This is a genomic window from Pseudomonas protegens CHA0 (assembly GCF_000397205.1).
Classification (GTDB): domain Bacteria; phylum Pseudomonadota; class Gammaproteobacteria; order Pseudomonadales; family Pseudomonadaceae; genus Aquipseudomonas; species Aquipseudomonas protegens.
The window spans coordinates 6589264-6614962 of sequence record NC_021237.1 but is presented as its reverse complement, the minus strand read 5'-3'; the positions used below and the strand labels follow the sequence as shown (position 1 = coordinate 6614962).

Here is a 25699-nt window from a genome sequence, read left to right as displayed (position 1 = left end):
GTGAGCGAAACAGCCTTGCCTAAAGATGAAGCCCAGCCGGTGCCCGAGACACCTGCTGAACCCACGAAACCAACCGTTGAGCGTCGTGGCAACGGGTTGGCAATTCTGGCCCTGCTGCTGGGGGCGGCGGGCGTCGCCGTTGGTGGCTGGGGGATCTGGCAGGTGCGCCACCTGCAAGCCAATAACCAGCAGCAGTTCAGTCAGTTGCAGGCCCTGGGGGATCAGGCCCAGAGTCTCAAGCTCAGCGAACAGCGCTTGAGCGAACGCCTGGAACAACTGCCCGCGGCCGATGAGCTGGAAGACCGGCGGCGTCTGGTGGCCCAGTTGCAGGGTGACCAGCAGCGCCTGAACCAGCGCCTGGAAACCGTACTGGGCGCCAGCCGCAAGGACTGGCGCTTGGCGGAAGCCGAGCACCTGTTGCGCCTGGCCAGCCTGCGTCTTTCGGCGCTGCAGGACATCAGCAGCGCTAGGGCCCTGGTCCAGGGCGCCGACGATATCCTGCGGGAACAAAACGATCCGGGAGCCTTCGCAGCCCGCGAGCAGTTGGCCAAGAGCCTGGCGGCCCTGCGCAGCACCGAGCAGCCGGACCGCACCGGGCTGTTCCTGCAACTGGGGGCCTTGCGTGACCAGGTGCTGGAACTGAGCGCCGTGGCTCCGGAGTACAAGGACCGCGGTGAATCGCTGCTCGGCCTGACAGCCGATGGTGACGGCGCCAGCCGCTGGGCCCAGTGGTGGGATCAGATCTCGCGCTATTTCCGCATTGACTTCAACGCCGACAAGAACATCCGCCCCTTGCTGGCCGGTCAGGGCCTGACCCAAGTGCGCCTGGCCCTGAGCCTGGCGCTGGAGCAGGCGCAGTGGGCTGCCCTGAACGGCCAGGCCGCGGTCTATACCCAGGCGTTGACCGAAGCCCGCGACGTGCTCACCGGCAACTTCAATCAGGACAACCCGCAAAGCAAGATCATGCTCGAGCGCCTGGCCGAGCTGAGCAAGCAGCCGGTGACGGTCGTCACCCCGGACCTGGCCAAGACCCTGAGTACGGTCCAGGCCTACCTGGAGCGGCGTAACCTGAATGTCGAGGAGTCGGTCAAGCCTCTGGCCAAACCTGCGGCGAACAACGCCCAGGAGACGAGCCCATGAAGCGTACCTATGTGATCGTCCTGCTGGTCATTGCGGCCATCGGCCTGCTGGGTCTGGCCATTGCCGAGCATCCCGGGTACGTACTGATCGCCTACAGCAACTTCCGTTACGAATCGAGCCTGTGGGCAACCCTGGCCCTGGTGGCGCTGGTCTGGCTGGTGGTATGGGGCATCAAGCTGCTGATCGAGCTGGTGATGGTGTCCGGTGGTGTGGTCAATCCCTGGTCACGGCGCAATCGCAGCCGCCGGGTGCAGATCGCCATCGAGCAGGGCCAGATGGACCTCGCCGAAGGGCGCTGGGCCAGCGCGCAAAAGCACCTGCAGCGTGCCGCCGAGGCCGAGCGCCAGCCGCTGCTCTACTACCTCGGCGCTGCCCGGGCGGCCAACGAGCAGGGCCACTATGAAGAATGCGACCGGTTGCTGGAGCGGGCGCTGACCCGCCAGCCCCAGGCAGAGCTGGCCGTGGCCCTGAGCCACGCCCAACTGCAGACGGATCGCGGCGATACCGAGGGAGCCCTGAGCACCCTGCAGGCCATGCATGAGCGCCATCCCCATAGTGTCCAGGTGCTGCGCCAGTTGCAGCGCCTGCATCAGCAGCGTGGCGACTGGTCGGCCCTGATCCGTCTGTTGCCCGAGTTGCGCAAGGACAAGGCGCTGCCGGCCAGCGAACTGCAGGAACTGGAACGTCGGGCCTGGGGTGAAAACCTGTCCCTGGCCGCGCGTCGTGAAGAAGATGAGGTTGCCGGCCTGCAATCTCTCAATCGTGCCTGGCAACAGTTGACCTCGGCACAGCGCCAGGAGCCGCAGTTGGTGCTGGCCTATGCCGAACAACTGCGTCAACTGGGCGCGGGGGCCGAGGCGGAAGAGGCCCTGCGCACGGCAATTAAACGCAAGTACGAAAGCCACCTGGCACGGCTCTATGGCCTGGTGCGTGGCAGCGATCCGTCGCGCCAGTTGCAGACTGCCGAGCACTGGCTGAAAGAGCATGCGGACGATCCGAGCCTGCTGCTGACCCTGGGCCGCCTGTGCCTGCAGAACAGCTTGTGGGGCAAGGCCCGGGACTATCTGGAAAGCAGCCTGCGCTTGCAACGCAACCCCGAAGCCTGTGCGGAGCTGGCGCGCCTGTTGGCACAGCTGGGGGATACCGAGCGCAGTAACCAACTGTTCCAGGAAGGTCTGGGCATGCTCGATGAGCGCCTACTGGCCTCACCGCTGCCGGTCCCGGTGCGGGCCTGAGGTGGCCCGGGGCCGGTTGCCTGTTTCAGGCAACCGGCCCTTTTGCTGCTGTACCTGCGGCGCTGTTGTCGATCGGTTGCGACATAGCGCTTCTTGAAAGCAGCGAGCGCTTTCTCTACCGTGGCTGCCTGTTTCTCCCGTTACGGATATCTCATGTCGCTGGCCGGCTCCCGCTTGCTGTTCTCCCTGGTGTTCCTGGTGGGGGCCTTGGCCTCGTGGGCGGCGTTCAACCTGCAAACGGGTGGCGGCCTCGAGTCCTGTTCGCTGTGGGGCGTGCAGCGCCTGCTGTTGCTGGCATTGGGTGGGGTCAATCTGCTGGCCGTGATCCAGGGGCCAGGGCGCGTGGGGCGGGCGGTCTACTGGGGGCTCAACCTGCTGTTGGGCCTGCTGGGGGTGGTCACCGCGGGACGCCATGTGCTGTTGCAGAACATTCCTTCCGAACAGTTGCTGGCCTGCCTGCCGGACATGTCCTTCATGCTCCGCCAGCTGTCCTGGTGGCAGGCGTTGAAGCTGACTTTCATGGGCACCTCCGATTGCGCTGAGGTCACCTGGACCCTGCTGGACATGAGCTTGCCGGAGTGGAGCCTGCTGTTTTTCGTGATCATGCTGATCTTTAGCGGCTACCGCCTGTGGCGTCAGCTACGGGGCGTGCGCAAGGCCGTGGCGTTGCCCTGAGTCAGTGTTTGGCAGGAGGGCGGGGATTAAACGCTTGTATGAACTTTATCTCCTGCGTACCTTGATGCTGTAGTCGAGCGGGCATAATCTGGCCCGCACCTGTCACTGGAATTATGTTGCTCGATGCTGTTGTGCCTGACCGGATCCAGAGTCTCCAGAAAGGAGCGGCGGGCAAGCGGCATGACCCATAAGGGAAGAGAGATCACCATGCTCGAAAGTTGTCAGAATGCTCAGGAACGCTGGGGTGGAGTGCATCTGCTGATCGACCGCTGGTTGCAGGAGCGTCACGAACTGGTTCGAGCCTATGATGCGCTGGGCGCGGAGCCCGAGGCACTGAGTGAGAGCAAGAAGCCGCTGCAGGAATTCTGCGGGATCCTGGTGGACTACGTTTCCGCCGGCCATTTTGAAATCTACGAACAGCTGACCAGCGAAGCCAAGGCGTTTGGCGACAAGCGCGGGCTGGAGTTGGCCGACACCCTCTACCCACGCATCGACGTGATCACCGAAAAGCTCCTGGCGTTCAATGACCTGTGCGACGCCGGCCAGTGCGTGGCGCAGAAGTTCAAGGAACTCGGTGGCCTGCTGCACGAACGCTTCGAGCTGGAAGACTGCCTGATCGAAGTGCTGCACAACGCCCACAAGCAGGAAGCTGTGGCTCAGGCCTGAGCACAGGAACCTACCAGGAAAAACGGCACGCCTCGGCGTGCCGTTTTTCGTTGTGGCGCTTCAGCCAGCGACACCGAGCAATTCGATGTCGAACACCAGTGGGGTGTAGGGCGCGATCAGGTCCCCGGCGCCTTCGGTGCCATAGGCCTGGTTCGACGGGATTACCAGGCGCCACCGGGCTCCGGTGGGCATCTGCGACAGTGCGCTACGCCAGCCGGCGATCACGCTGTCGAGGCGGAACCATTGCGGCTGCTGGGTCTGATCGAACACGGTGCCGTCTGGCAGGCGCCCGGTGTAGCGCACCTGGACCGAGCCGTTGGGGCTGGCCTTGTTGCCGCTGCCAGGGCTCAACTCGGTCAGCAGGATGCCGTCTGCCAGTTGGCGGACCCCGGGCTTGGCCTTTTCTTCATCGAGAAAGCGCTGTTCGTTTTTCAGCGCGATCTCTGTCTGAGACTTGGCCGACTGTTCGCTGATCTGTGCGTCGTGCTCGGCAAGGATCTGTTCGATGCGTTCGCTTTTCAGCGCCAGAGGCTTGCCTTGATAGGCGGCCCTCAAGCCTTCGACCAGGGCCTGGATCTGCAGGTCGGGCACCTCATCGCGCAGGCGTTCACCGAGGCTTGCCCCCAGGCTGTAGGCAAGATCGTGAGCGTTGTTGGATGGTGCTTCGGCAGCCGCCTGAGCCAGTGGCAAGAACAGGCTCAAGGATAAAAACAGGTAACGCGACATGGGCACTCTCCGGCCTGAGTTGCGGTGGATTATGCCAGCGACAAAGCGCTCGTTGGTGAGCAACTTCGATGGGGGCGAAGAACATTTTCGTTCGGCTGCAACGCCAGGCTTTCGATACTGTCAACATGCCCTAGCGGCGGTAGCAGCAGAGGTCTAGTATGAGCCGCAACTCACGTCAGCCAGGAGGTAAACCATGTCGGCCAATAAGAAGCCTGTAAATACTCCGTTGCATTTGCTCCAACAGCTGTCGGGCAGCTTGCTCGAACATTTGGAAAACGCTTGTTCCCAAGCCTTGGCTGATGCTGAAAAACTGCTCGCCAAGCTGGAAAAACAACGGGGCAAGGCGCAGGAAAAACTGCACAAATCGCGCACCAAACTGCAGGACGCTGCGGCGGCCGGCAAGGCCAAGGCACAAGCCAAGGCGAAGACCGCGGTCAAGGAACTCGAAGACTTGCTGGACGCCCTGAAAGAGCGTCAGGCACAAACCCGCAGCTACATTCTGCAACTCAAGCGCGATGCCCAGGAGAGCCTGAAACTGGCTCAAGGCGTGGGTCGTGTGAAGGAAGCGGTAGGCAAGGCATTGAGCTCTCGTGATGCCAAGCCGGCAGCGGTAGCAGCTAAAAAACCAGCGGCCAAGCCTGCTGCCAAGGCACCGGCCAAACCTGTTGCCAAGCCGGCGGCGAAAAGACCTGTTGCTGCCAGTGCAGCCAAGCCCGTCGCGGCCAAAACCGCAGCCGCCAAGCCTGCTGCCAAACCAGCGGCCAAGCCTGTTGCCGGCAAAGCGGCGGCTGCCAAACCGGTAGCTGCCAAGCCAGCCGCCAAGCCAGCCGCCAAGCCCGCCGCCAAGCCCGCTGCGAAGCCTGCGACCAAAGCCGCTGCGGCCAAGCCAGCTGCTAAACCTGCCGCCAAGCCCGTAGCCGCCAAGCCAGCAGCGAAACCTGCTGCCACCAAGACCGCTGCGGCTAAACCGGCTGCCGCCAAACCGGCCGCTAAACCAGCAGCGAAACCCGCCGCTGCAAAAGCTCCGGCCAAACCCGCGAGCAAACCTGCAGCTGCCAAGCCAGCCGCGGCATCGGCGGCCAAGCCTGCCGCCAAGCCTGCTGCCGCCAAACCCGCAGCAAAACCCGCTGCCAAGCCGGCCGCGAAAAAGCCTGCTGCCAAGCCCGCAGCCGCCAAGCCTGCTGTAGCCAAGCCAACTGCTCCAGTTGCCAAACCTGCAGCTCCCGCGCCCGCAGCGGCCAAGCCTGCAACTCCTGCTCCGGCTGCCTCGCCGGCACCAGCTGCAAGTGCACCTGCTGTTCCTGCGTCGGCTCCAGCCAGCAACCCTTCCAGCGCTTCCTAAGCGCCGGCCACCGCGATGCGCAGTACCTGCAGCGCATTGCGGTTCCGGACGGCGGCTTCGGCCGCCAGTCCTTCCAGCCAGTCATTCAGGCTCCGGGCCTGAGCTTCGGGCCACTTTCGTGCCCCTTCCTGCAGACGCAGCAGCAACTGCCGTTCGGCATCCAGCTCCAGGGCCTTGAGTTGTTCGCGCAAGGTGCTCAGTTGCACGTCGCTGGCCGCGGCGGCTCGCCACTCAATCCGCAGTTTGCGCAGGGGTTCGACCACCTCCTGATACCAGGGCGCAGCCAACTCTTCGAGCGCTTGCAGGCGCTGCTTATCGCAGTCGACCCCCCTTTGGCCAAGCCAGGCGCCACAGAGCAGCAGACAGACATTGGCCCCGCCATCCTGCAGCTGCAGGCAGGCCTCCTGCACACCGGGCAGGGCGTAGGTCTTCAGGGCAAAGCTCCACAGGTCAGGGGACATATTGCTACTCGCGCCAGTTGCTAACGAAGCTGGTAGACTCCGCCGCCATTATGATTCGACTTCAGAACCTGACTTTACAGCGTGGCCCGCAACGTCTGCTAGAAGACGCCGAGCTAACCCTGCACGCCGGCCAGAAAGCCGGCCTGATCGGTGCCAACGGCGCCGGCAAATCCAGCCTCTTTGCCTTGCTGCGCGGTGAGCTGCACCCGGACTCGGGTGACTGCTTCCTGCCGGCCGACTGGCGCATCGCCCACATGCGCCAGGAGGTCGATACCCTCGAGCGCCTGGCGGTGGACTATGTGCTCGACGGCGACTTGCGCCTGCGCCAGGTGCAGCGTGACCTGGCCGCTGCAGAAGCGGCCCAGGACGGCGCCGCGCAAGCGCGCTTGCATGCCGAGCTGGACAGCGCCGACGGTTACACCGCCGACGCGCGGGCGCGCAAGCTGCTGGCTGGCCTGGGTTTCACCAACGAGCAGATGGACCGTCAGGTCGGCGACTTCTCCGGGGGCTGGCGGATGCGCCTGAACCTGGCGCAGGCGCTGATGTGTCCCTCGGACCTGCTGCTGCTCGACGAACCTACCAACCACTTGGATCTCGACGCCATCATCTGGCTCGAAGAGTGGCTCAAGGGTTACCCCGGCACCTTGCTCCTGATCTCTCACGACCGGGACTTCCTTGATGCCGTGGTCGATCACGTGGCCCACGTCGACCAGCGCAAGATCACCCTCTATCGCGGTGGCTACAGCGCCTTCGAACGCGCCCGTGCCGAGCGTCTGGCCCAGCAGCAGCAAGCCTACGAGAAGCAGCAGGCGCAGCGCGCGCACATGGAAAGCTACATCGCCCGCTTCAAGGCCCAGGCCACCAAGGCCCGGCAGGCACAGAGCCGGATCAAGGCCCTGGAGCGCATGGAGGAGCTGTCGGCGGCACACGTCGATTCGCCCTTCGATTTCACCTTCCGTGAGTCGACGAAGATCTCCAGCCCGCTGATCGACCTCTCCGATGCCCGCCTGGGCTATGGCGAGCGTGCGGTCCTGGAGAAGGTCAAGCTGCAGCTGACTCCGGGCGCGCGGATCGGCCTGCTGGGGCCCAACGGCGCCGGCAAGTCGACCCTGATCAAGAACCTCTCCGGCGAACTCCAGCCGCTGTCCGGGCGCCTGACCCGGGGCGAGAACACCGTTGTCGGTTACTTCGCCCAGCATCAGCTCGATTCCCTGGACTCCAAGGCCAGCCCCTTGCTGCATCTGCAGCGCCTGGCGCCCACCGAGCGCGAGCAGACCCTGCGCGACTTCCTCGGCGGTTTCGACTTCCGCGGCGCACGGATCGACGAGCCGGTGCTGAACTTCTCCGGCGGTGAAAAAGCCCGTTTGGCCCTGGCCCTGATCGCCTGGGAGCGGCCCAACCTGTTGCTGCTCGACGAACCCACAAACCACCTGGACCTGGAGATGCGCCTGGCCCTGACCATGGCCCTGCAAGAGTTCAGTGGTGCGGTGCTGGTGGTCTCCCACGATCGCCATCTGCTCAAGAGCACCACCGACAACTTCTTCCTGGTGGCCGACGGCAAGGTCGAAGAGTTCGACGGCGACCTGGACGACTACACCCGTTGGCTGGTGGATTACCGCCAGCGCAATGCCCCGGTCAGCAACACACCGGTGAACCCGGACAAGACCGACAAGAAGGCCCAGCGCCAGGCCGCCGCGGCGTTGCGTCAGCAACTGGCACCGCACAAGCGCGAGGCCGACAAGCTGGAAGCCGAGTTGGGCAAGGTGCATGAGCGCCTGGCCAAGATCGAGGCCAGCCTGGGCGACAGCGGTTTGTACGAGGCTGCGCGCAAGGATGAGTTGCGGGATCTGCTGGCCGAGCAGGCCAAGCTCAAGACCCGTGAGTCCGAGCTGGAAGAAGCCTGGATGGAGGCCCTGGAACTGCTGGAAAGCATGCAGGCCGAGCTGGAGGCGCTGTCCTGATGGAGGCGCTGCAATTACCGTTGCCGGCCCAGTGGATCGGCCCGTTGTGGATTGGCGTGCAGATCCTGCTGATCCTCCTGGCGGGCTACCTGGCCCAGCGCTTCGTGGCCCGTGGCCTGACCCGCCTGGGCGAGCGCTACCCGTTCCCGCCGCAGTTGCTGATGCCCCTGCGGGGCGGCCTGCGCTGGCTGATCATGGGCAGCGCGGTGATCTTCGTGCTGGAGCGGCTGGGGGTTTCCGCCACGGTGCTGTGGACCGCCCTTTCAGGCTTCGTCGCCGTGGCGGCGGTGGCCTTCTTCGCCATGTGGAGCGTGCTCTCCAACCTGCTCTGCGCGATCCTGATCTTCACGGTTGGTCCGTTCCGCCTGGGTGACGTGGTGGAGCTGGTGGACACCGTCGACAAGCCTGGGGTCAAGGGCCGGGTCGTGGCGATCAACCTGCTGTACACCACCCTGATCGAAGCCGAGGAAGCCGGCACCGGCAGCGCCATGGTCCAGGTGCCCAACAGCCTGTTCTTCCAGCGCTCGGTGCGCCGCTGGCGTGGCACTGATGTGCTGCCCGTGGGCAGCGGCGAAAAGTAACCCCTTCCTCTGTAGCCGTTGCATCACCTTTGGGCGAAAAAAATATGGTCAGCCGCCAAGCGGAGGATTAGCTTAGGCAGTCACGACCAATTCGATCCGAGGTGTGCGATGGTGCTTGAGACATGGCTGGCGTTCTTTGCCGCCAGTTGGGTAATCAGTCTTTCTCCGGGCGCCGGCGCCATTGCGTCGATGTCCTGCGGCCTGCAATACGGTTTCTGGCGCGGCTACTGGAACGCCCTGGGGCTGCAACTGGGCCTGGCCATGCAGATTGCCATTGTCGCGGCCGGTGTCGGGGCCATTCTCGCGGCCTCTGCCACTGCCTTCTATGCCATCAAGTGGTTCGGTGTCGCCTACCTGGTGTACCTGGCGGTCAAGCAGTGGCGCGCGCTGCCCAGCGACCTCAGTGATGACGCCGCCATTCGCCCCATCGGCAAACCCCTGGCCCTGGTGTTTCGCGGTTTCCTGGTAAACATCAGCAACCCCAAGGCGCTGGTGTTCATGCTGGCGGTGTTGCCGCAGTTCATCGACCCCCATGCCCCCCTGGTCAAGCAGTACCTGATTCTCGGCGCCACCATGATCGTGGTCGACCTGATCGTCATGGCCGGCTATACGGGGCTGGCGTCCAAGGTCCTGCGCCTGTTGCGCACCCCGGTCCAGCAGCGGCGGATGAACCGCACCTTCGCCGGCCTGTTCCTCGGCGCTGCGGGTTTTCTGGCAACTATCCGCAAAGCGGCGGCCTAGGTTTGCAGGAACAAGAAAAGGCGACCCACCGGGTCGCCTTTTTCGTTTGCGTGCGGTTTAGCGCAGGATCACTGGCGCCGTGTCCGGCGGCTGGTTGTTGTGCATCGGCGCTTGGCGCGGTTGCTCGCAGCTGTCACGACCCAACTGCCGGGTGACGTCTTCGCCCAGGGGCTTGGACACTTTGCACAAGCAAGGAGAGCGGGTGCTAGCTGGGCGTGGGGCTGGTGGCCTGTGAGCGAAGATGTTTCAGCGGGGCTGATAAGCCTTGAGTGAAACTCGTTGGGAGGGAACAATATGTTACTTCTTATTTCCCTTTGAGATTTATTCATGATTGCCCCTTCCCGTTTACTGGCGTTGCTAGTGTTGCCGGTGCTGGCGCTTTTCAGCTTCAACCTGCTGGCCGATACCGTCGACGGCGCGCCCAAGGCCCTGCATTTGCTGGATTACATTGGCGCGGACTATCCCGCCACGGTCGAGGGGGGCAAGGTCATTGACGAGTCCGAGTACCGTGAGCAGGTGGAGTTTCTCGGCGTCCTGCAGGGGTTGATCGCCGATCTGCCGGCCAAACCGGAAAAGGCTGAACTGGAGCAAGGCGTTGTCAGCCTGCGCAAAGCGGTGGATGACCGCGTCGATGGCAATCAGGTAGCTCGCCAGGCGCGGCAGATGGGGGCTCGGCTGGCGGTAGCCTATGAGGTCAGCCAGGCGCCGATCATCACCCCGGATCCGACCCGTGGCGCGCCGTTGTACGCCCAGCACTGCTCGGTATGCCATGGCGAGCAGGGCGCCGGCGATGGTCCGGCGGGCGTGGGCATGACCCCACCACCGGCCAACCTGCGGGATGTCGAACGTCTCGACCGCCTGAGCCTGTATGCCATCTACAACACCCTGGGGTTGGGCGTGGAAGGCACCGACATGCCGTCCTTCGCTGATCAACTGGATGATCGCCAGCGTTGGGACCTGGCCACCTACATCGCCAGTTTCAGCGCCGACCCTGCGGCCGCCAAGGGCGAGCAGAGCTTCAATCTGGCCGACCTGGCCCGGCAGACACCGGGTGAAGTACTGGCCGCCCAGGGCCCTCAGGCAGCCGCGACTTTCCGCGCCCAGCGGGCCCAGCCGCCTCAGGTCAAGCGGGGGCCGGCGCAGTTGCTGGACTACACCGCATCGACCCTGGACAAGAGCCTGGCGGCCTATCGCAGCGGTGATCACGAACAGGCCTACGATCTGTCGGTAGCGGCGTACCTGGAAGGTTTCGAGCTGGTAGAAAGCTCCCTGGACAACGTCGATGCCAACGTCCGCAAAGACACCGAAAAGGCCCTGATGGCCTACCGGCAGTCGTTGCAGGACGGTTTGCCGGTGGCCCAGGCCGAACAGCGTCTGGACGCGGCCAAGGCCAAGCTCAAGGAGTCCGCCGAGCTTCTGGGCGGCGACAGCCTGAGCTGGTCTCTGAGTTTTATTTCCGGCCTGCTGATCCTGCTGCGCGAAGGCCTGGAAGCGATCCTGGTGCTGGCGGCCATCCTCGCCTTCCTGCGTAACACCGGCCAGCAATCGGCGGTGCGCAGTGTCAACGTCGGCTGGGGACTGGCCTTGCTGGCCGGCCTGGGTACCTGGGCCTTGGCGGCCTACGTGATCGATGTCAGCGGTTCCCAGCGTGAACTGCTCGAAGGCGCCACCGCGCTGTTCGCCAGTGTCATGGTGCTGTGGCTCGGGGTGTGGATGCATGACCGCCGGCATGCGGCGGCCTGGCAGGACTACATCAAGAGCAGCCTGGTGGGCGGCGGCGGGCGATTCGGCTTTGCGGTGCTGGCGTTCTTCTCGGTCTATCGCGAGCTGTTCGAAGTGATCCTGTTCTACGAAACCCTGTGGCTGCAGGCCGGCCCTGCCGGGCACAACGCGGTACTGGCCGGTGGCGCCACCGCCCTGGTGCTGCTGGTGGGGCTGGCCTGGGTGATCCTGCGGGGCTCGGCCAAGCTGCCCCTGGCGCTGTTCTTCGGCATCAACGCGGCACTGCTCTGCGCCTTGTCGGTGGTGTTCGCCGGGCACGGCGTCAAGGCGTTGCAGGAAGCGGGTATCTTCGGTACGCGGCCAGTGCCGTTCTTCGACTTCGACTGGCTGGGTATTCATGCCGACGCCTACTCGCTGGGTGCCCAGGCGGTGGCGATCCTGGCGATCGTGGTGCTCTACAGCCGCAGTCGCATGAGTGAGAAGCGCCGCGTGCAGGCTTCCTGAGCCGGCGTAGTTGATTGCGGGCAAGCCCGCTCCTGAAGGGGCGGCTTGCCCGTTCTGCATTCTGGAGGGAGAACATTCAATGCGTGTCTGGATCGATGCCGATGCCTGCCCCAAGGCGGCCAAGGATCAAGTAGTGCGCTTCGCCCTGAAGCGCCAGTTCGAAGTGGTGCTGGTGGCCGGACAGGCGCAGATCAAGCCGGCCTTCGCCTGCGTCAGGCTGATCGTGGTGCCCAGCGGCCCGGATGCCGCCGACGATTACCTGGTGGAGCACGCAGTGCCCGGTGAACTGGTGATCTGCAGTGACGTGCCGCTGGCCGACCGCCTGGTGAAAAAGGGCGTGGCGGCCCTGGACCCGCGGGGCAAGGAGTTCGACGCACAGAACATGGGCGAGCGGCTGGCGGTACGCAACCTGTTTACCGACCTGCGTGAACAGGGGCAGGTCAGTGGTGGGCAAGCGCCCTATGGCGACCGGGAAAAACAGGCCTTCGCCAACGCCCTGGACCGCATCCTGACGCGCTTGGCGCGCCAGGCCTGAGGGGCGCTCGCTAGAGGCTCACTTGTCGCCTTCGTGGGTCAGCTCCAGCACCCGGTCCACCAGTTTGTTGATGCCCGAGGCCGCTTCGCTGATGGATTTCGCCAGCATGTAGGCGGGGGTGCTCACCAGTTTGCGCGCCTTGTCTTCGATGATCTCGCCCACTGCGCATTCGGCGTGGGTGGCGCCCATCTTGCCCAGGGCGGCTGCGGTGTCGGCATCGTTGCCGATGGTGCAGGTCACGCCGGGGCCGTAGATCTTCGCGGCCATGGCCGGGGCGATGCACATCAGGCCCACCGGCTTGCCGGCTTCGGCAAAGGCTTCGGCCAGGGCCAGGACGTCGGCCTGGACTGTGCAGGCAGCGCCTTCGGTGGCGAAGCTGGAGAGGTTCTTGGCTGCCCCGAAGCCACCGGGAATGATCAGCGCATCGAAGTCTTCGACGCGGGCTTCGCGCAGGTCCTTGACCTCACCCCGGGCGATGCGCGCCGATTCCACCAGCACGTTGCGGGTCTCGGCCATGGTTTCGCCGGTCAGGTGGTTGAGCACATGCATCTGGGGGATGTTCGGGGCGAAGCACTGCACCTGGGCGCCGCGTTGGTCGAGGCGCAGCAGGGTGATCACGCTTTCGTGGATTTCGGCGCCGTCGAACACGCCGCAACCGGAAAGGATCACTGCAACTTTTTTGCTCATGGGTTTTTCTCCAGATTCATGGCGCTAAATGTCCGCCTGTTTGTCACACCTGGCCATAGGGGGATGGAGTCGTCGGACCTAATCTTGGTTATCGATTTCGATCGGGTCGCGCCATGAACCTCATCCTCTATGCGGTGCCGTTTTTCTTTGTGTTGATTGTTGCTGAATTGTTGGCCGATCGCTGGCGGGGAGTGAATAACTACCGGGTTGCCGATGCGGTCAATAGCATCAGCACCGGCGTGTTGTCCACCACCACGGGCCTGCTGACCAAGGGGCTGGGCCTGGTCACTTATACCTTCGCCCTCCAGCACTGGGGGCTGTTCGAGCTGCCGGCGCACAGCCTCTGGGTGTGGATCGGGGCCTTTGTCCTGTACGACTTCTGCTACTACTGGCTGCATCGCTGCGGTCATGAACGCAATATCCTCTGGGCCGCTCACTCGGTGCACCACCAGAGCGAGGACTACAACCTCTCCACGGCTCTGCGCCAGACCAGCACCGGCTTCCTGTTGAGCTGGATCTTCTACCTGCCCCTGGCGGTACTCGGGGTGCCGCTGGTGGTGTTCGTCACGGTGGCAGCCCTCAATCTGCTGTATCAGTTCTGGGTGCATACCCGGCACATCGGCAAGCTGGGCTGGTATGAATGGTTCTTCGTGACCCCCTCCAATCACCGGGCCCATCACGCGCAGAACGCTCTTTATATGGATCGCAACTACGGCGGGGTGTTCATTCTCTGGGACCGGCTGTTCGGCACCTACCAGGAAGAGGACGACAACGAGCCCGTGGTGTTCGGCGTGACGACCCCGCTGGCCAGTTGGAACCCGCTGTGGGCCAATCTGCAGTTCTATTCCCAGCTCTGGAATGATGCCCGGCGCACCGAGCATGTGCGGGACAAGCTGCGGATCTGGTTCATGCGCACCGGCTGGCGCCCGGCGGATGTGCAGGCCCGTTATCCCCTGGCCAAGCCGGAGCTGAGCCAGTTTCGCAAATTCGAGGTGGCCCTGGATGTGCGGCGTCAGGTGTACGTGGTGCTGCAGTTCGCGGTGTATGTAGCCCTGGGCAGCTACCTGATGAATGCCCAGAGCAGCCTGTCGGTCCAGGCACTGCTGCTGGGCGGGGGCGCGATGGCCATGGGTCTGTTCGTACTGGGCGCGGCTCTGGAGGATCGGCCCTGGAGCCTGAAACTGGAAGGGGCGCGGCTGCTGCTGAATCTGCCCCTGGTTTGGCTGGCGCCGCTGGTCGGTCTGTGGCCGGCCAGCCCCCTGGCCTGGGTGGCGCTGGGCAGCCACAGCCTGCTGAGTGTCTGCGGGCTTTATGGCTGCGGCTCGCGTGTCACTCGGCTGGCGTCTTAGGTTCCCGGGCGGAGGCCTGTTCGGCTTCGTAGATCTGCTTGGCCAGGCGTGCGTTCTTGAAGCGCCGGCGCAGCCACAGGCCGAAGCCCAGGACCAGCAGGGCGCCCAGCACCCACAGCTCGTACTTCTTGATGCTGCCGAGCATGCCTTCCATGACTGCGCCGAAATGGTAGGCCGCCTGGGCCAGGGCTATGGCCCAGATCGCTGCGCCGATACCGTTGAGCAGCAGGTAGCGGCCCGGCGGATAGCCGGACAGGCCAATGGCCACCGGCATCACGGTGCGCAGCCCGTAGACGAAGCGAAAGCTCAGTACCCAGATATCCGGGTGCTTGCGGATATGCTCCAGCGCCCGGTCACCCATCATTTGCCAGCGCGGTTTGCGCGCCAGCAGCTTGCGGCCATGCTTGCGCCCCAGGAAGTACCACAGCTGGTCACCGGCGTAGCTGCCGAAGAAGGCAACCACCATCACCAGGTTGATATCCATGTATCCGCGGAACGCGAGAAATCCGGCAAGAACCAGAATGGTTTCGCCTTCGAAAAACGTGCCGAGAAAGAGGGCGAAGTAGCCGAAATCCTGAAGAAATTGTTGGAGCATTGTCTGGATGCTGGCGAAATGAACGCGCAGCCTACCCCTTCGACGACGTTCGGGAAAGTATCGAAATGTGTCTCGACGTGAACAATCCGGCCAATGACAATGAGTGTTGCTGCCGGTCAACAGCTTGAGCACAACTGTCATCTGTTCGTCATAATGCCCGCTTATAACTGTCCCGCTCGTCCGCCAGCGCGAGCCCTGGAGTCCGCCGTGAGCTTTACCCCCGCCAACCGTCTGTTTCCAGCCACTCGTCTGCGGCGCAACCGTCGCGATGACTTTTCCCGCCGTCTGGTGCGGGAAAACCGCCTGAGCGTGGACGACCTGATCCTGCCGGTGTTCGTGCTCGAGGGTGAGAATCGCCGCGAAGCGGTGGCTTCGATGCCCGGGGTCGAGCGCCTGACCATCGACCTGCTGCTGGAAGAGGCGGCGAACTGGGTCGAACTGGGAATTCCGGCACTGGCGCTGTTTCCGGTGACGCCCGGGGCGCTCAAGTCTCTGGATGCGGCCGAGGCCTGGAACCCCGACGGCATCGCCCAGCGTGCCACCCGCGCCCTGCGCGAACGCTTTCCGGCCCTGGGGGTGATCACCGACGTTGCCCTTGACCCGTTCACTACCCATGGCCAGGACGGCATCCTCGACGAACAGGGTTATGTGCAGAACGACATCACCGTCGACGCCCTGGTGCGCCAGGCCCTGTCCCATGCCGAGGCCGGCGCCCAGGTGGTGGCACCGTCGGACATGATGGACGGGCGGGTCCAGGCGATCCGCGAGGCCCTGGAACTGGCTGGGCATGCCAACGTGCGCATCATGGCTTACTCGGCCAAGTACGCCAGCGCCTACTACGGCCCCTTCCGCGATGCGGTGGGCTCGGCGCTGAACCTGGGCAAGGCCGACAAGGCCTCGTACCAGATGGACCCGGCCAACGGCCAGGAAGCCCTGCATGAAGTGGCGGCGGACCTCGCCGAAGGCGCGGACATGGTCATGGTCAAGCCGGGCATGCCGTACCTGGACGTCCTCTGGCGGGTCAAAGATGAATTCAAGGTGCCGACCTTTGTCTATCAGGTCAGCGGCGAATACGCCATGCACATGGCAGCAATCCAGAATGGTTGGTTGGGTGAGGGGGTTATTCTTGAATCCCTGACCGCTTTTAAACGTGCAGGTGCCGATGGCATCCTGACTTACTTTGCCGTTCGTGCTGCTCAATTGTTACGAGAGCAAAAATAGCCCTCCCAGGAACACGCGATGAATACTGAAGGACTCTCAGAAGTTGCCGTAAAAGAAGCTCAGCCGGTGGTCGAGCAAGTGGTGGAGACCCCGCCAGAACTGGAGCCAGTGGCCCCGGCCGCGGTGGCCGAGACGCAACCGGCACCGGCCATCGTCATTCCCAACCTGGATGACAGCAGCCTGTACATCCACCGCGAGCTGTCGCAGCTGCAATTCAACATCCGCGTGCTGGAGCAGGCACTGGATGAGTCCTATCCGTTGCTGGAGCGCCTGAAGTTCCTGCTGATCTTCTCCAGCAACCTGGACGAGTTCTTCGAGATCCGCGTGGCGGGCCTGAAGAAGCAGATCACCTTCGCTCGCGAACAGGCCGGTGCCGACGGTCTGCAGCCGCACCAGGCGCTGGCGCGCATCAGCGAACTGGTGCACGGGCATGTCGACCGCCAGTACGCGATCCTCAACGACATCCTGTTGCCGGAACTGGAAAAACATCAGATCCGTTTCATCCGTCGCCGCTACTGGACCACCAAGCTCAAGACCTGGGTTCGCCGCTATTTCCGCGACGAGATCGCGCCGATCATCACCCCCATCGGCCTGGACCCGACGCACCCGTTCCCATTGCTGGTGAACAAGAGCCTGAACTTCATCGTCGAGCTGGAAGGCATCGACGCCTTCGGGCGCGATTCGGGCCTGGCGATCATCCCCGCGCCGCGCCTGCTGCCGCGGATCATCAAGGTGCCGGAAGAAGTCGGCGGCCCTGGCGACAACTATGTGTTCCTCTCGTCGATGATCCACGCCCACGCCGATGACCTGTTCCAGGGCATGAAGGTAAAAGGCTGCTATCAGTTCCGCCTGACCCGAAACGCCGACCTGGCAGTGGACACCGAGGACGTCGAAGACCTGGCCCGTGCGCTGCGCGGCGAGTTGTTCTCCCGTCGCTACGGTGACGCGGTCCGCCTGGAAGTGGCCGACACCTGCCCCAAGCACCTGTCGGACTACCTGCTCAAGCAGTTCAACCTGCACGAGACCGAGCTGTACCAGGTCAACGGCCCGGTGAACCTGACGCGGCTGTTCAGCATCACCGGCCTGGACAGCCACCCGGAGCTGCAATACACCCCGTTCACTCCGCAGATCCCCAAGCTGCTGCAGAACAGCGAGAACATCTTCAGCGTCATCAGCAAGCAGGACATCCTGCTGCTGCACCCGTTCGAATCCTTCACCCCGGTGGTCGACCTGCTGCGCCAGGCTGCCAAGGACCCGCATGTGCTGGCAGTGCGCCAGACCCTGTACCGCAGTGGTGCCAACTCGGAGATCGTCGACGCCCTGGTGGACGCGGCGCGCAACGGCAAGGAGGTCACCGCGGTGATCGAATTGCGTGCGCGGTTTGACGAAGAGTCCAACCTGCAGATGGCCAGCCGTCTGCAGGCGGCCGGTGCGGTGGTGATCTACGGCGTGGTGGGGTTCAAGACCCACGCCAAGATGATGCTGATCCTGCGTCGCGAAGCCGGCGAGATCGTGCGTTATGCGCACCTGGGCACCGGCAACTACCACGCGGCCAACGCCCGTCTGTACACCGACTACAGTCTGCTGACCTCCGACGATGCCTTGTGCGAGGACGTGGGCAAGCTGTTCAGCCAGCTGATCGGCATGGGCAAGACCCTGCGCATGAAGAAGTTGCTGCATGCGCCGTTCACCCTGAAGAAGGGCATGCTCGACATGATCGCCCGGGAGACTCAGTTCGCCCTGGACGGCAAACCGGCGCACATCATTGCCAAGTTCAACTCATTGACCGATCCGAAGATCATTCGCGCGCTGTACAAGGCCAGCCAGTCGGGCGTGCGCATCGACCTGGTGGTGCGTGGCATGTGCTGCCTGCGTCCGGGCATTGCCGGGGTCTCGCACAACATCCACGTGCGCTCGATCATCGGCCGCTTCCTGGAGCACACCCGGGTGTTCTACTTCCTCAATGGCGGCGAGGAACAGATGTTCCTTTCCAGCGCCGACTGGATGGAGCGCAACCTCGACAAGCGGGTCGAAACCTGCTTCCCGGTGGAGGGCAAGAAGCTGATTCTGCGGGTCAAGAAAGAGTTGGAGAGCTATCTCACCGACAACACCCACAGCTGGAGCCTGCAGTCCGACGGCCGCTATATCCGCAACACGCCGACCGGCAACCAGAACCCGCGCAGTGCCCAGGCAACCCTGCTGGAGCGCCTTGGCAGCCCGGTACTGCCGGTGCGCTAAGCGCGTCAGGCGTCGCCGATAATAAAAAGGCCAGCCCGATCACCGGGCTGGCCTTTTTTGTGCGGCTTGCAAGAACTGTGGGAGCTGGCTTGCCAGCGAAGGCGCCCCTGAGGGCGATGCAAGGGTTCGCGGCCTTTTCGCCGGCAAGCCGGCTCCTGCAGCTCCGTGGCAGGGTCAGTTGACGTTGAGCACGATGCCCACCCGGGTCAGCCATTCGGCCTCCAGGGCGAAGTCGGCCTGGGTCAGCTGGTTTTCATCCAGCCAGTTTTCCGGGAACTCCACGTCCAGCTGATCGCCCAGGGCGCTGAGGCTCACCTGAGGCATCTGCTGGGTGCCACGGATGTGATGGAAGAGAATGGCGAAACGCAGCAGCACGCACAGCCTGATCAGCTTGATGCCGTCGTCGCCGAACTCGGCGAATTTTTCCTTGGGGATGTTGCGGCGGTGGCCGCGCACCAGGAGAGCCAGCATCTGCTGGTCTTCCCGGGAGAAACCCGCCAGGTCTGAGTGCTCGATCAGGTAGGCACCGTGCTTGTGGTAGTGATAGTGGGCGATGTCCAGCCCCACTTCATGGACCTTGGCCGCCCAGCCCAGCAGTTCGCGCCAGATGCCGTCTTCCAGGTCCCAGTCCGCGGCAACCTGGTCGAAGGCGCGCAGGGCCTTGCCTTCTACGCGCGAGGCTTGTTCCAGGTCGACGTGGTAGCGCTCCATCAGCGAGCTGAGGGTGCGTTCACGGACGTCTTCGTGATGATGGCGGCCCAGCAGATCGTAGAGCACGCCTTCACGCAGGGCGCCTTCGCAGTGATCCATGCGTTGCAGTTCCAGGGCGTCGAAGATCGCTTCGAGAATTGCCAGGCCGGCGGGGAAGATCGCCCGGCGGTCGGGCTTGATACCTTCGAAGTCGATCTTCTCGGCGTCGCCGAGCTTGAACAGCTTGCGCTTGAGCCAGGCCAGCCCTTCGGCGTTGACCTCGCCGCTACCCTGGCCGCCGGCCTTGAGGGCCAGGCCAATGGCACGAATGGTTCCGGACGAGCCGATGGCTTCGTCCCAGGTCAGGCGATGCAGGGCATGTTCGATGCTCATGATCTCCAGGCGTGCGGCGGTGTAGGCCTGGGCATAGCGGGCAGGGGTGATCTTGCCATCGCGGAAATAGCGCTGGGTGAAGCTTACGCAGCCCATCTGCAGGCTTTCGCGCAGCAGGGGTTCGAAGCGCTGGCCGATGATGAATTCGGTACTGCCGCCGCCGATGTCGGCCACCAGGCGCTTGCCCGGGGTGTCGGCGAGGGTGTGGGACACCCCGAGGTAGATCAGGCGGGCTTCTTCACGGCCGGAGATGACTTCCACCGGGTGGCCGAGGATTTCCTCGGCACGGCGAATGAACTCGCCGCGGTTGCGGGCTTCGCGCAGGGCGTTGGTGCCGACGATGCGCACCGTGCCCTGGGGCATGCCGTTGATCAGTTGGGCGAAGCGCTTGAGGCAGTCGAGACCGCGCTGCATGGATTCTTCGTTGAGCTGGCGTTCTTCGTCGATGCCGGCGGCCAGTTGAACCTTTTCTCCGAGCCGCTCGAGAATGCGGATTTCACCGTTCCGGGCCTTGGCCACGACCATGTGAAAGCTGTTGGAGCCCAGATCGATCGCGGCGATCAGGGACAGATTCTTGGCTTGGGATTGGGGCATGGTTGGGGGTCTCGGTCGATAACCTCGCCATCCTGCCACGATCAACGGCTCGCGCCAACGCGCAGTGTCCAATGCGTTGATTCAACGCATAAAAGCCTGCGCCGGGGCGGTGGGCCGGCGGTTCCCTGGCCAGTAAAGATCCCGTTCAATCGGGCGAGCCGCTCCTTGGCAGCCAGGCAAAGATCCAGCTACAACAGGTGCGTGGTGCCGGCCGGGGTTGCCGAATGGCCTGTGCAACCCGCGCAACGTCCCCAGCTGAGCTATACCCAAACTCGTGGGGCACCATAGTTAGAGTCAATCATCTCCGGCTTCCTGAACGCGGGAAGGGCAGATATGATGGGCCACGTTTTTTTGCTTACAACCTGGAGAATTCCATGAGCAGCGATCTTATCAAACACGTCAGCGACGCCAGCTTCGAGGCCGACGTACTCAAAGCCGAAGGCGCTGTACTGGTCGACTACTGGGCCGAGTGGTGTGGCCCATGCAAAATGATCGCTCCGGTTCTGGACGAAATTGCTGAAACCTACAAGGGCAAGCTGACCGTTGCCAAGCTGAACATCGACGAGAACCAGGAAACCCCGGCCAAGCATGGCGTGCGTGGTATCCCGACCTTGATGCTGTTCAAGAACGGCAACGTCGAAGCTACCAAGGTTGGCGCACTGTCGAAGTCGCAACTGGCTGCCTTCCTCGACGCCAACATCTAAGCGTCGATTTTCAGTGCCCTGGAAAAGCCCCGCAAAATGCGGGGCTTTTTCGTAATTGAGGGCTAGACGCTCCGAAACTCAGGTGTTACATTCGGCCCCGCACTGGTTTCTCCATTGCCCCCTGCAAGCCGTCGCCGACGCTCTCCTTTTCGAATTAGTACGCGATCCTGTCGCCTTCTCTGCGGCGCGGCCTCATTAAGCCAAAAGCTTAATTTCCCCCCTCTATAAATGATTACGTCATTCCTATATGAATCTGACTGAACTCAAGCAAAAGCCGATTACCGAACTGCTCGAATTGGCCGAACAGATGGGCATAGAAAATATGGCCCGTTCGCGCAAGCAGGACGTGATTTTCTCCCTGCTGAAAAAGCACGCGAAAAGCGGTGAGGAAATCTCCGGTGATGGCGTGCTGGAGATCCTCCAGGACGGCTTCGGCTTCCTTCGCTCTGCTGACGCCTCCTATCTCGCTGGCCCGGACGATATCTACGTCTCGCCAAGCCAGATCCGTCGCTTCAACTTGCGCACCGGTGACACCATCGTTGGCAAGATCCGCCCTCCCAAGGAAGGCGAGCGTTACTTCGCGCTGCTCAAGGTCGATACCATCAACTACGACCGCCCAGAGAACGCCAAGAACAAGATTCTGTTCGAAAACCTGACGCCGCTGTTCCCGACCGTGCGCATGAAGATGGAAGCCGGCAACGGTTCCACCGAAGACCTGACCGGTCGTGTGATCGATCTGTGCGCCCCGATCGGTAAAGGCCAGCGTGGTCTGATCGTTGCTCCGCCAAAGGCGGGCAAGACCATCATGCTGCAGAACATCGCGTCGAACATCACGCGCAACAACCCTGAAGTTCATCTGATCGTGCTGCTGATCGACGAGCGTCCGGAAGAGGTGACCGAAATGCAGCGCACTGTGCGCGGCGAAGTGGTCGCCTCCACCTTCGACGAGCCGCCAACCCGCCACGTGCAAGTGGCCGAGATGGTGATCGAGAAGGCCAAGCGCCTGGTCGAACACAAGAAGGACGTGGTGATCCTGCTGGACTCCATCACCCGTCTGGCCCGTGCCTACAACACCGTGATCCCGAGCTCCGGCAAGGTCCTGACCGGTGGTGTCGATGCCCACGCCCTGGAGAAACCGAAGCGTTTCTTCGGCGCCGCGCGGAACATCGAGGAAGGCGGCTCGCTGACCATCATCGCCACCGCGCTGGTTGAAACCGGCTCGAAGATGGATGAAGTGATCTACGAAGAGTTCAAGGGTACCGGCAACATGGAACTGCCCCTGGACCGCAAGATCGCTGAAAAGCGCGTCTTCCCGGCCATCAACATCAACCGTTCCGGCACCCGCCGCGAAGAGTTGCTGACCGCCGACGACGAGCTGCAGCGCATGTGGATCCTGCGCAAGCTGCTGCATCCCATGGATGAAGTCGCTGCCATCGAATTCCTGGTCGACAAGTTGAAACAGACCAAGACCAACGATGAGTTCTTCCTGTCGATGAAACGCAAGTAAATCGATCAGGCCAGCAAGAGCCGGGGAAACCCGGCTTTTTGCTATCTGACATTCTCTATTCTGAACCTGTGGGTTCGGCGCTAAACTGCCTGCCCCGAATGCCACGGCGAAAACGAGGCTCACGCATGCAGTATCGCGACTTGCGCGACTTTATCAGCGGCCTGGAACAGCGCTCGGAACTCAAGCGCATCCAGGTTCCGGTGTCCCCAGTGCTGGAAATGACCGAGGTCTGCGATCGCACCTTGCGTGCCAAAGGCCCGGCCCTGCTGTTTGAAAACCCCACCGGTTATGACATCCCCGTGCTCGGCAACCTGTTCGGCACCCCCGAGCGCGTGGCCCTGGGCATGGGCGCCGAAGCGGTCAGCGAACTGCGCGAGATCGGCAAGCTGCTGGCGTTCCTCAAGGAGCCGGAGCCGCCCAAGGGGCTCAAGGACGCCTGGTCCAAGCTGCCGATCTTCCGCAAGATCATTTCCATGGCGCCCAAGGTGGTCAAGGATGCGGTGTGCCAGGAAGTGGTGATCGAAGGCGACGACGTCGACCTTGGCATGCTGCCGGTGCAGACCTGCTGGCCGGGCGATGTCGGCCCGCTGATCACTTGGGGCCTGACCGTGACCAAGGGCCCGAACAAGGACCGGCAGAACCTGGGTATCTATCGTCAGCAGGTGATCGGCCGCAACAAGGTGATCATGCGCTGGCTGAGCCACCGCGGCGGCGCGCTGGATTACCGCGAGTGGTGCGAGAAGCACCCGGGCCAGCCGTTCCCGGTGTCGGTGGCGCTGGGCGCGGACCCGGCGACCATTCTCGGCGCCGTGACCCCGGTGCCGGACAGCCTTTCCGAATACGCCTTTGCCGGCCTGCTGCGGGGCAACCGCACTGAGCTGGTGAAGTGCCGCGGTAACGACCTGCAGGTTCCGGCCACGGCTGAAATCATCCTTGAAGGGGTGATCCATCCCGGCGAGATGGCCGATGAAGGCCCGTACGGCGACCACACTGGCTACTACAACGAGGTCGACAGCTTTCCGGTGTTCACCGTGGAGCGCATCACCCACCGCATCAAGCCGATCTACCACAGCACCTACACCGGCCGGCCGCCCGATGAGCCGGCGATCCTCGGCGTCGCGCTGAACGAGGTCTTCGTGCCGATCCTGCAGAAGCAGTTTCCGGAAATCACCGACTTCTACCTGCCGCCCGAAGGCTGTTCCTACCGCATGGCGGTGGTGACCATGAAGAAGCAGTACCCGGGCCACGCCAAGCGGGTCATGCTGGGTGTCTGGTCGTTTTTGCGACAGTTCATGTACACCAAGTTCGTTATCGTCACCGACGACGATATCAATGCCCGGGACTGGAACGATGTGATCTGGGCCATCACCACGCGCATGGACCCCAAGCGCGACACGGTGATGATCGACAACACCCCGATCGACTACCTCGACTTCGCCTCGCCGGTGTCTGGCCTGGGTTCGAAGATGGGGCTCGATGCGACTCACAAGTGGCCTGGAGAAACCACCCGAGAGTGGGGCCGGGTCATCGTCAAGGATGAGGCGGTCACCCGCCGGATCGATGCCATCTGGAATCAGTTAGGAATAGATTGATGCGTGTAACCTTGCAGCCCTCCGGAGCCGTGCTTGAGACGCTGCCCGGCGAGCGGATTCTCGATGCGGCGCGGCGCCTGGGCTATGAATGCCCGCAGAGCTGCCGCAATGGCAACTGTCATGTCTGTGCGGCGCTGCTGGTGGAGGGCAGCGTGCAGCAAGCTGGCGACGTGCGTGATCACGGCGAGTTCTACACTTGCATTGCAGAGCCGCTGGAAGACTGCATCGTGCTGTGGGATGGCGTCCTTGCGCTGGGAGAATTGCCGGTGCGCAGCCTGTCGTGTCAGCTTACTGAATGCCTGGAGGTCGGCGGCGATGTCTGGCGGGTCAGGCTGCGGGCACCGGCCGGCAAGCCGCCGCGCTATCACGCCGGGCAGTACCTGATGCTGGAGCGGGATAACGGTGAGAAGTCGGCCTTTTCCCTGGCATCGGCGCCTCACAGCGGGCGAGATCTGGAACTGCATGTGCTGGTGCGCGAGAACAGTGCGCAAAGCCTGATGGAGCAACTGCAGCGCAACCGCATGGCTCGGGTGCAGTTGCCTTTTGGCGACACCCACCTGGCCGAGTTGCCGGATGGGCCGCTGGTGCTGATCGCCGCCGGTACCGGCATGGCGCAGATGCACAGCCTGATCGAGCATTGTCGGGCCGCCGGCTTCAAGCATCCGGTGCACCTGTACTGGGGCGTGCGCCGGCCGGAAGATTTCTACCAGCTGGAACACTGGGACGAGTGGCAGCAACTGCCCAACCTCTACCTGCACAAAGTGGTCAGCGACCTGTGTGGCTGGGAGGGGCGCTGCGGCATGCTGCATGAAGCGGTGTGCGAGGACATTACCGACCTGTCGGCGGTACACGTTTACGCCAGCGGCTCGCCGGCGATGATCTACGCCACCCTGGATGCGCTGGTGAGTGCCGGGATGGATGCCCACCAAATGCGCGCCGACGTGTTTGCCTACGCCCCGCGGCCCTGACTGCATCGGGCCTGCGCGGCGCGTTATAACTCTGTATATAGCCTATCGGTATTTATCTAATTAAATAAATGCCGGTAGGTTATATATAAGCCTCCAACTTATGTGCCACTGCTTAGTGGCACTTAACTTGCCTTGAAACTCATGTGTCTTGCAGTTACTGCCAAGCGTTCTATTAAGTAACTTCTTTTACGCGGGGAGCCGAACGCTATTCGCCATGACAGCCCTTGAATCCAGTTATCTGAATCTGGCTTACCCTCCACGGCTCGATCTGGGCCCGCAGCTGACGCACGACCAACTTCGCAGTTCCATGCAATCCACCATGGCCCGGCACAAGGGTGGGCCGGTGTGGCTGTTCGCCTACGGTTCACTGATCTGGCGGCCGGAATGCTCGGCGGTCGAACGCAAGCGGGGCAGGGTGCATGGTTATCATCGCGGCCTGTACCTGTGGTCCCACGAGCATCGCGGCACGCCGGAGCTGCCGGGGCTGGTGTTCGGCCTGGATCGTGGCGGCTCCTGCAGCGGCTTCGCCTATCGGCTGCCGGAAGAGCAACTGGACGCCTCGCTGTACGCCCTGTGGCAGCGTGAAATGCCTTATCCCTCCTATCGCCCGCACTGGCTCAACTGCCGCCTTGAGGATGGCAGCCAGGTTCAGGCCCTGGGCTTTGTGCTGGAGCGGCACCTGCCCAGCTATGCCGGCAATCTGCCGGACGATGTGCTGAACCAGGTGTTCGAAAGCGCTTGCGGGCGGTATGGCACCACCCGCGATTATGTCGAACAGACGGTCCAGGCCCTGCGCAGCCACGCCATGCCGGATCGCAACCTGGAGGCGCGGCTCAAGCGCTGCAAGGGGGCGGACGCCCATTGAGGCCCTG

The 25699-nt window shown here is 63.2% G+C and carries 24 protein-coding genes; 18 read left to right on the top strand and 6 right to left on the bottom strand.

The features are described 5' to 3' along the window. The 4 genes from PFLCHA0_RS29710 (at nt 1) to PFLCHA0_RS29695 (ending at nt 3716) form a co-directional block, all read left to right on the top strand. Nucleotides 1-1140, top strand: coding sequence for a uroporphyrinogen-III C-methyltransferase (locus tag PFLCHA0_RS29710; RefSeq protein ID WP_011064173.1), 1140 nt, complete (start codon nt 1-3; stop codon nt 1138-1140). Then, on the top strand, nt 1137-2375 hold the full coding sequence (locus tag PFLCHA0_RS29705) for a heme biosynthesis protein HemY (RefSeq protein ID WP_011064172.1): 1239 nt from the start codon (nt 1137-1139) through the stop codon (nt 2373-2375). The genes PFLCHA0_RS29710 and PFLCHA0_RS29705 overlap by 4 nt, the downstream gene beginning before the upstream one ends. Nucleotides 2376-2528: 153 nt before the next feature. Further along, nucleotides 2529-3050: a disulfide bond formation protein B gene (locus PFLCHA0_RS29700; protein WP_015637448.1), complete on the top strand. Its 522-nt coding sequence runs from the start codon at nt 2529-2531 to the stop codon at nt 3048-3050. Between the two features lie 207 nt (nt 3051-3257). Next, nucleotides 3258-3716: an Rsd/AlgQ family anti-sigma factor gene (locus PFLCHA0_RS29695; protein ID WP_011064170.1), complete on the top strand. Its 459-nt coding sequence runs from the start codon at nt 3258-3260 to the stop codon at nt 3714-3716. Nucleotides 3717-3776: 60 nt separating this feature from the next. Here PFLCHA0_RS29695 and PFLCHA0_RS29690 read toward each other — a convergent pair whose 3' ends face one another. Further along, nucleotides 3777-4442, bottom strand: a complete 666-nt coding sequence (locus tag PFLCHA0_RS29690) for an FKBP-type peptidyl-prolyl cis-trans isomerase (protein ID WP_015637447.1) — start codon at nt 4440-4442, stop codon at nt 3777-3779. A gap of 193 nt (nt 4443-4635) precedes the next feature. On the opposite strand from PFLCHA0_RS29690, the gene PFLCHA0_RS31510 reads away from it, so the two are divergent. Beyond that, a complete protein-coding gene (locus PFLCHA0_RS31510) occupies nt 4636-5784 on the top strand; it encodes an AlgP family protein (RefSeq protein ID WP_080644470.1) in 1149 nt (382 codons plus the stop codon). Here the strand turns inward: PFLCHA0_RS31510 and PFLCHA0_RS29675 are convergent. After that, entirely contained in the window at nt 5781-6245 is a 465-nt protein-coding gene (locus tag PFLCHA0_RS29675; protein ID WP_011064167.1) for a TIGR02444 family protein, read from the bottom strand. The genes PFLCHA0_RS31510 and PFLCHA0_RS29675 overlap by 4 nt on opposite strands. Before the next feature lie 50 nt (nt 6246-6295). On the opposite strand from PFLCHA0_RS29675, the gene PFLCHA0_RS29670 reads away from it, so the two are divergent. The 3 genes from PFLCHA0_RS29670 to PFLCHA0_RS29660 all read left to right on the top strand — a co-directional run bounded on the left by PFLCHA0_RS29670 (nt 6296) and on the right by PFLCHA0_RS29660 (nt 9528). Continuing rightward, entirely contained in the window at nt 6296-8206 is a 1911-nt protein-coding gene (locus PFLCHA0_RS29670; RefSeq protein ID WP_011064166.1) for an ATP-binding cassette domain-containing protein, read from the top strand. Next, on the top strand, nt 8206-8787 hold the full coding sequence (locus PFLCHA0_RS29665; protein WP_011064165.1) for a mechanosensitive ion channel family protein: 582 nt from the start codon (nt 8206-8208) through the stop codon (nt 8785-8787). The genes PFLCHA0_RS29670 and PFLCHA0_RS29665 overlap by 1 nt, the downstream gene beginning before the upstream one ends. A 108-nt stretch (nt 8788-8895) precedes the next feature. Next, nucleotides 8896-9528 carry a LysE family transporter gene (locus tag PFLCHA0_RS29660; RefSeq protein WP_011064164.1) on the top strand — a complete coding sequence of 211 codons (633 nt, stop codon included), beginning with the start codon at nt 8896-8898 and terminating at the stop codon, nt 9526-9528. 57 nt (nt 9529-9585) lie between these two features. Here PFLCHA0_RS29660 and PFLCHA0_RS31915 read toward each other — a convergent pair whose 3' ends face one another. After that, a complete protein-coding gene (locus PFLCHA0_RS31915) occupies nt 9586-9708 on the bottom strand; it encodes a hypothetical protein (RefSeq protein ID WP_015637444.1) in 123 nt (40 codons plus the stop codon). A 147-nt stretch (nt 9709-9855) separates the two neighbouring features. On the opposite strand from PFLCHA0_RS31915, the gene PFLCHA0_RS29655 reads away from it, so the two are divergent. After that, nucleotides 9856-11754 (top strand): cytochrome c/FTR1 family iron permease, encoded by a 1899-nt coding sequence (locus PFLCHA0_RS29655; protein ID WP_011064163.1) that lies wholly within the window; start codon nt 9856-9858, stop codon nt 11752-11754. Nucleotides 11755-11833: 79 nt separating this feature from the next. Further along, the gene (locus PFLCHA0_RS29650) at nt 11834-12289 is read left to right on the top strand and encodes a YaiI/YqxD family protein (RefSeq protein ID WP_015637443.1); all 456 of its coding nucleotides are present in this window, start codon (nt 11834-11836) and stop codon (nt 12287-12289) included. A gap of 18 nt (nt 12290-12307) precedes the next feature. On the opposite strand, the gene elbB is transcribed toward PFLCHA0_RS29650, so the two are convergent. Next, nucleotides 12308-12976 (bottom strand): isoprenoid biosynthesis glyoxalase ElbB, encoded by a 669-nt coding sequence (gene elbB / locus PFLCHA0_RS29645; RefSeq protein WP_015637442.1) that lies wholly within the window; start codon nt 12974-12976, stop codon nt 12308-12310. A 113-nt stretch (nt 12977-13089) separates the two neighbouring features. On the opposite strand from elbB, the gene PFLCHA0_RS29640 reads away from it, so the two are divergent. Further along, on the top strand, nt 13090-14325 hold the full coding sequence (locus PFLCHA0_RS29640; protein WP_015637441.1) for a sterol desaturase family protein: 1236 nt from the start codon (nt 13090-13092) through the stop codon (nt 14323-14325). Here the strand turns inward: PFLCHA0_RS29640 and PFLCHA0_RS29635 are convergent. Then, on the bottom strand, nt 14306-14920 hold the full coding sequence (locus PFLCHA0_RS29635) for a DedA family protein (protein WP_011064160.1): 615 nt from the start codon (nt 14918-14920) through the stop codon (nt 14306-14308). The genes PFLCHA0_RS29640 and PFLCHA0_RS29635 overlap by 20 nt on opposite strands. 207 nt (nt 14921-15127) lie before the next feature. Between PFLCHA0_RS29635 and hemB the strand changes: the two genes are divergently transcribed. Continuing rightward, nucleotides 15128-16141, top strand: a complete 1014-nt coding sequence (gene hemB / locus PFLCHA0_RS29630; RefSeq protein WP_041752681.1) for a porphobilinogen synthase — start codon at nt 15128-15130, stop codon at nt 16139-16141. Between the two features lie 18 nt (nt 16142-16159). Beyond that, on the top strand, nt 16160-18379 hold the full coding sequence (gene ppk1 / locus PFLCHA0_RS29625) for a polyphosphate kinase 1 (RefSeq protein ID WP_015637439.1): 2220 nt from the start codon (nt 16160-16162) through the stop codon (nt 18377-18379). Between the two features lie 174 nt (nt 18380-18553). Here the strand turns inward: ppk1 and ppx are convergent, their stop codons facing one another. After that, a complete protein-coding gene (gene ppx, locus PFLCHA0_RS29620; RefSeq protein WP_011064157.1) occupies nt 18554-20056 on the bottom strand; it encodes an exopolyphosphatase in 1503 nt (500 codons plus the stop codon). Between the two features lie 374 nt (nt 20057-20430). On the opposite strand from ppx, the gene trxA reads away from it, so the two are divergent. The 5 genes from trxA (at nt 20431) to PFLCHA0_RS29595 (ending at nt 25692) form a co-directional block, all read left to right on the top strand. Continuing rightward, the gene (trxA, locus tag PFLCHA0_RS29615; RefSeq protein WP_003206727.1) at nt 20431-20760 is read left to right on the top strand and encodes a thioredoxin TrxA; all 330 of its coding nucleotides are present in this window, start codon (nt 20431-20433) and stop codon (nt 20758-20760) included. 247 nt (nt 20761-21007) lie between these two features. Then, the gene (rho, locus tag PFLCHA0_RS29610; protein WP_011064156.1) at nt 21008-22267 is read left to right on the top strand and encodes a transcription termination factor Rho; all 1260 of its coding nucleotides are present in this window, start codon (nt 21008-21010) and stop codon (nt 22265-22267) included. 125 nt (nt 22268-22392) lie between these two features. Further along, a complete protein-coding gene (gene ubiD / locus PFLCHA0_RS29605) occupies nt 22393-23859 on the top strand; it encodes a 4-hydroxy-3-polyprenylbenzoate decarboxylase (RefSeq protein ID WP_011064155.1) in 1467 nt (488 codons plus the stop codon). Continuing rightward, nucleotides 23859-24827: a CDP-6-deoxy-delta-3,4-glucoseen reductase gene (locus PFLCHA0_RS29600; RefSeq protein WP_011064154.1), complete on the top strand. Its 969-nt coding sequence runs from the start codon at nt 23859-23861 to the stop codon at nt 24825-24827. Before ubiD ends, PFLCHA0_RS29600 begins: the two co-directional genes overlap by 1 nt. Nucleotides 24828-25041: 214 nt before the next feature. Further along, nucleotides 25042-25692 carry a gamma-glutamylcyclotransferase gene (locus PFLCHA0_RS29595; protein WP_011064153.1) on the top strand — a complete coding sequence of 217 codons (651 nt, stop codon included), beginning with the start codon at nt 25042-25044 and terminating at the stop codon, nt 25690-25692. Nucleotides 25693-25699 lie beyond the last annotated feature (7 nt).

Coding starts and splice junctions, on each gene's coding strand:
- PFLCHA0_RS29700 (WP_015637448.1), top strand. CDS start 2,529: ATGTCGCTGGCCGGCTCCCGCTTGCTGTTCTCCCTGGTGTTCCTGGTG.
- PFLCHA0_RS29695 (WP_011064170.1), top strand. CDS start 3,258: ATGCTCGAAAGTTGTCAGAATGCTCAGGAACGCTGGGGTGGAGTGCAT.
- PFLCHA0_RS29690 (WP_015637447.1), bottom strand. CDS start 4,442: ATGTCGCGTTACCTGTTTTTATCCTTGAGCCTGTTCTTGCCACTGGCT.
- rho (WP_011064156.1), top strand. CDS start 21,008: ATGAATCTGACTGAACTCAAGCAAAAGCCGATTACCGAACTGCTCGAA.
- PFLCHA0_RS29635 (WP_011064160.1), bottom strand. CDS start 14,920: ATGCTCCAACAATTTCTTCAGGATTTCGGCTACTTCGCCCTCTTTCTC.
- PFLCHA0_RS29665 (WP_011064165.1), top strand. CDS start 8,206: ATGGAGGCGCTGCAATTACCGTTGCCGGCCCAGTGGATCGGCCCGTTG.
- PFLCHA0_RS29705 (WP_011064172.1), top strand. CDS start 1,137: ATGAAGCGTACCTATGTGATCGTCCTGCTGGTCATTGCGGCCATCGGC.
- PFLCHA0_RS29655 (WP_011064163.1), top strand. CDS start 9,856: ATGATTGCCCCTTCCCGTTTACTGGCGTTGCTAGTGTTGCCGGTGCTG.
- PFLCHA0_RS31510 (WP_080644470.1), top strand. CDS start 4,636: ATGTCGGCCAATAAGAAGCCTGTAAATACTCCGTTGCATTTGCTCCAA.
- PFLCHA0_RS29600 (WP_011064154.1), top strand. CDS start 23,859: ATGCGTGTAACCTTGCAGCCCTCCGGAGCCGTGCTTGAGACGCTGCCC.
- PFLCHA0_RS29660 (WP_011064164.1), top strand. CDS start 8,896: ATGGTGCTTGAGACATGGCTGGCGTTCTTTGCCGCCAGTTGGGTAATC.
- ubiD (WP_011064155.1), top strand. CDS start 22,393: ATGCAGTATCGCGACTTGCGCGACTTTATCAGCGGCCTGGAACAGCGC.
- ppx (WP_011064157.1), bottom strand. CDS start 20,056: ATGCCCCAATCCCAAGCCAAGAATCTGTCCCTGATCGCCGCGATCGAT.
- PFLCHA0_RS29675 (WP_011064167.1), bottom strand. CDS start 6,245: ATGTCCCCTGACCTGTGGAGCTTTGCCCTGAAGACCTACGCCCTGCCC.
- PFLCHA0_RS29670 (WP_011064166.1), top strand. CDS start 6,296: ATGATTCGACTTCAGAACCTGACTTTACAGCGTGGCCCGCAACGTCTG.
- PFLCHA0_RS29650 (WP_015637443.1), top strand. CDS start 11,834: ATGCGTGTCTGGATCGATGCCGATGCCTGCCCCAAGGCGGCCAAGGAT.
- trxA (WP_003206727.1), top strand. CDS start 20,431: ATGAGCAGCGATCTTATCAAACACGTCAGCGACGCCAGCTTCGAGGCC.
- elbB (WP_015637442.1), bottom strand. CDS start 12,976: ATGAGCAAAAAAGTTGCAGTGATCCTTTCCGGTTGCGGCGTGTTCGAC.
- PFLCHA0_RS29640 (WP_015637441.1), top strand. CDS start 13,090: ATGAACCTCATCCTCTATGCGGTGCCGTTTTTCTTTGTGTTGATTGTT.
- ppk1 (WP_015637439.1), top strand. CDS start 16,160: ATGAATACTGAAGGACTCTCAGAAGTTGCCGTAAAAGAAGCTCAGCCG.
- PFLCHA0_RS29595 (WP_011064153.1), top strand. CDS start 25,042: ATGACAGCCCTTGAATCCAGTTATCTGAATCTGGCTTACCCTCCACGG.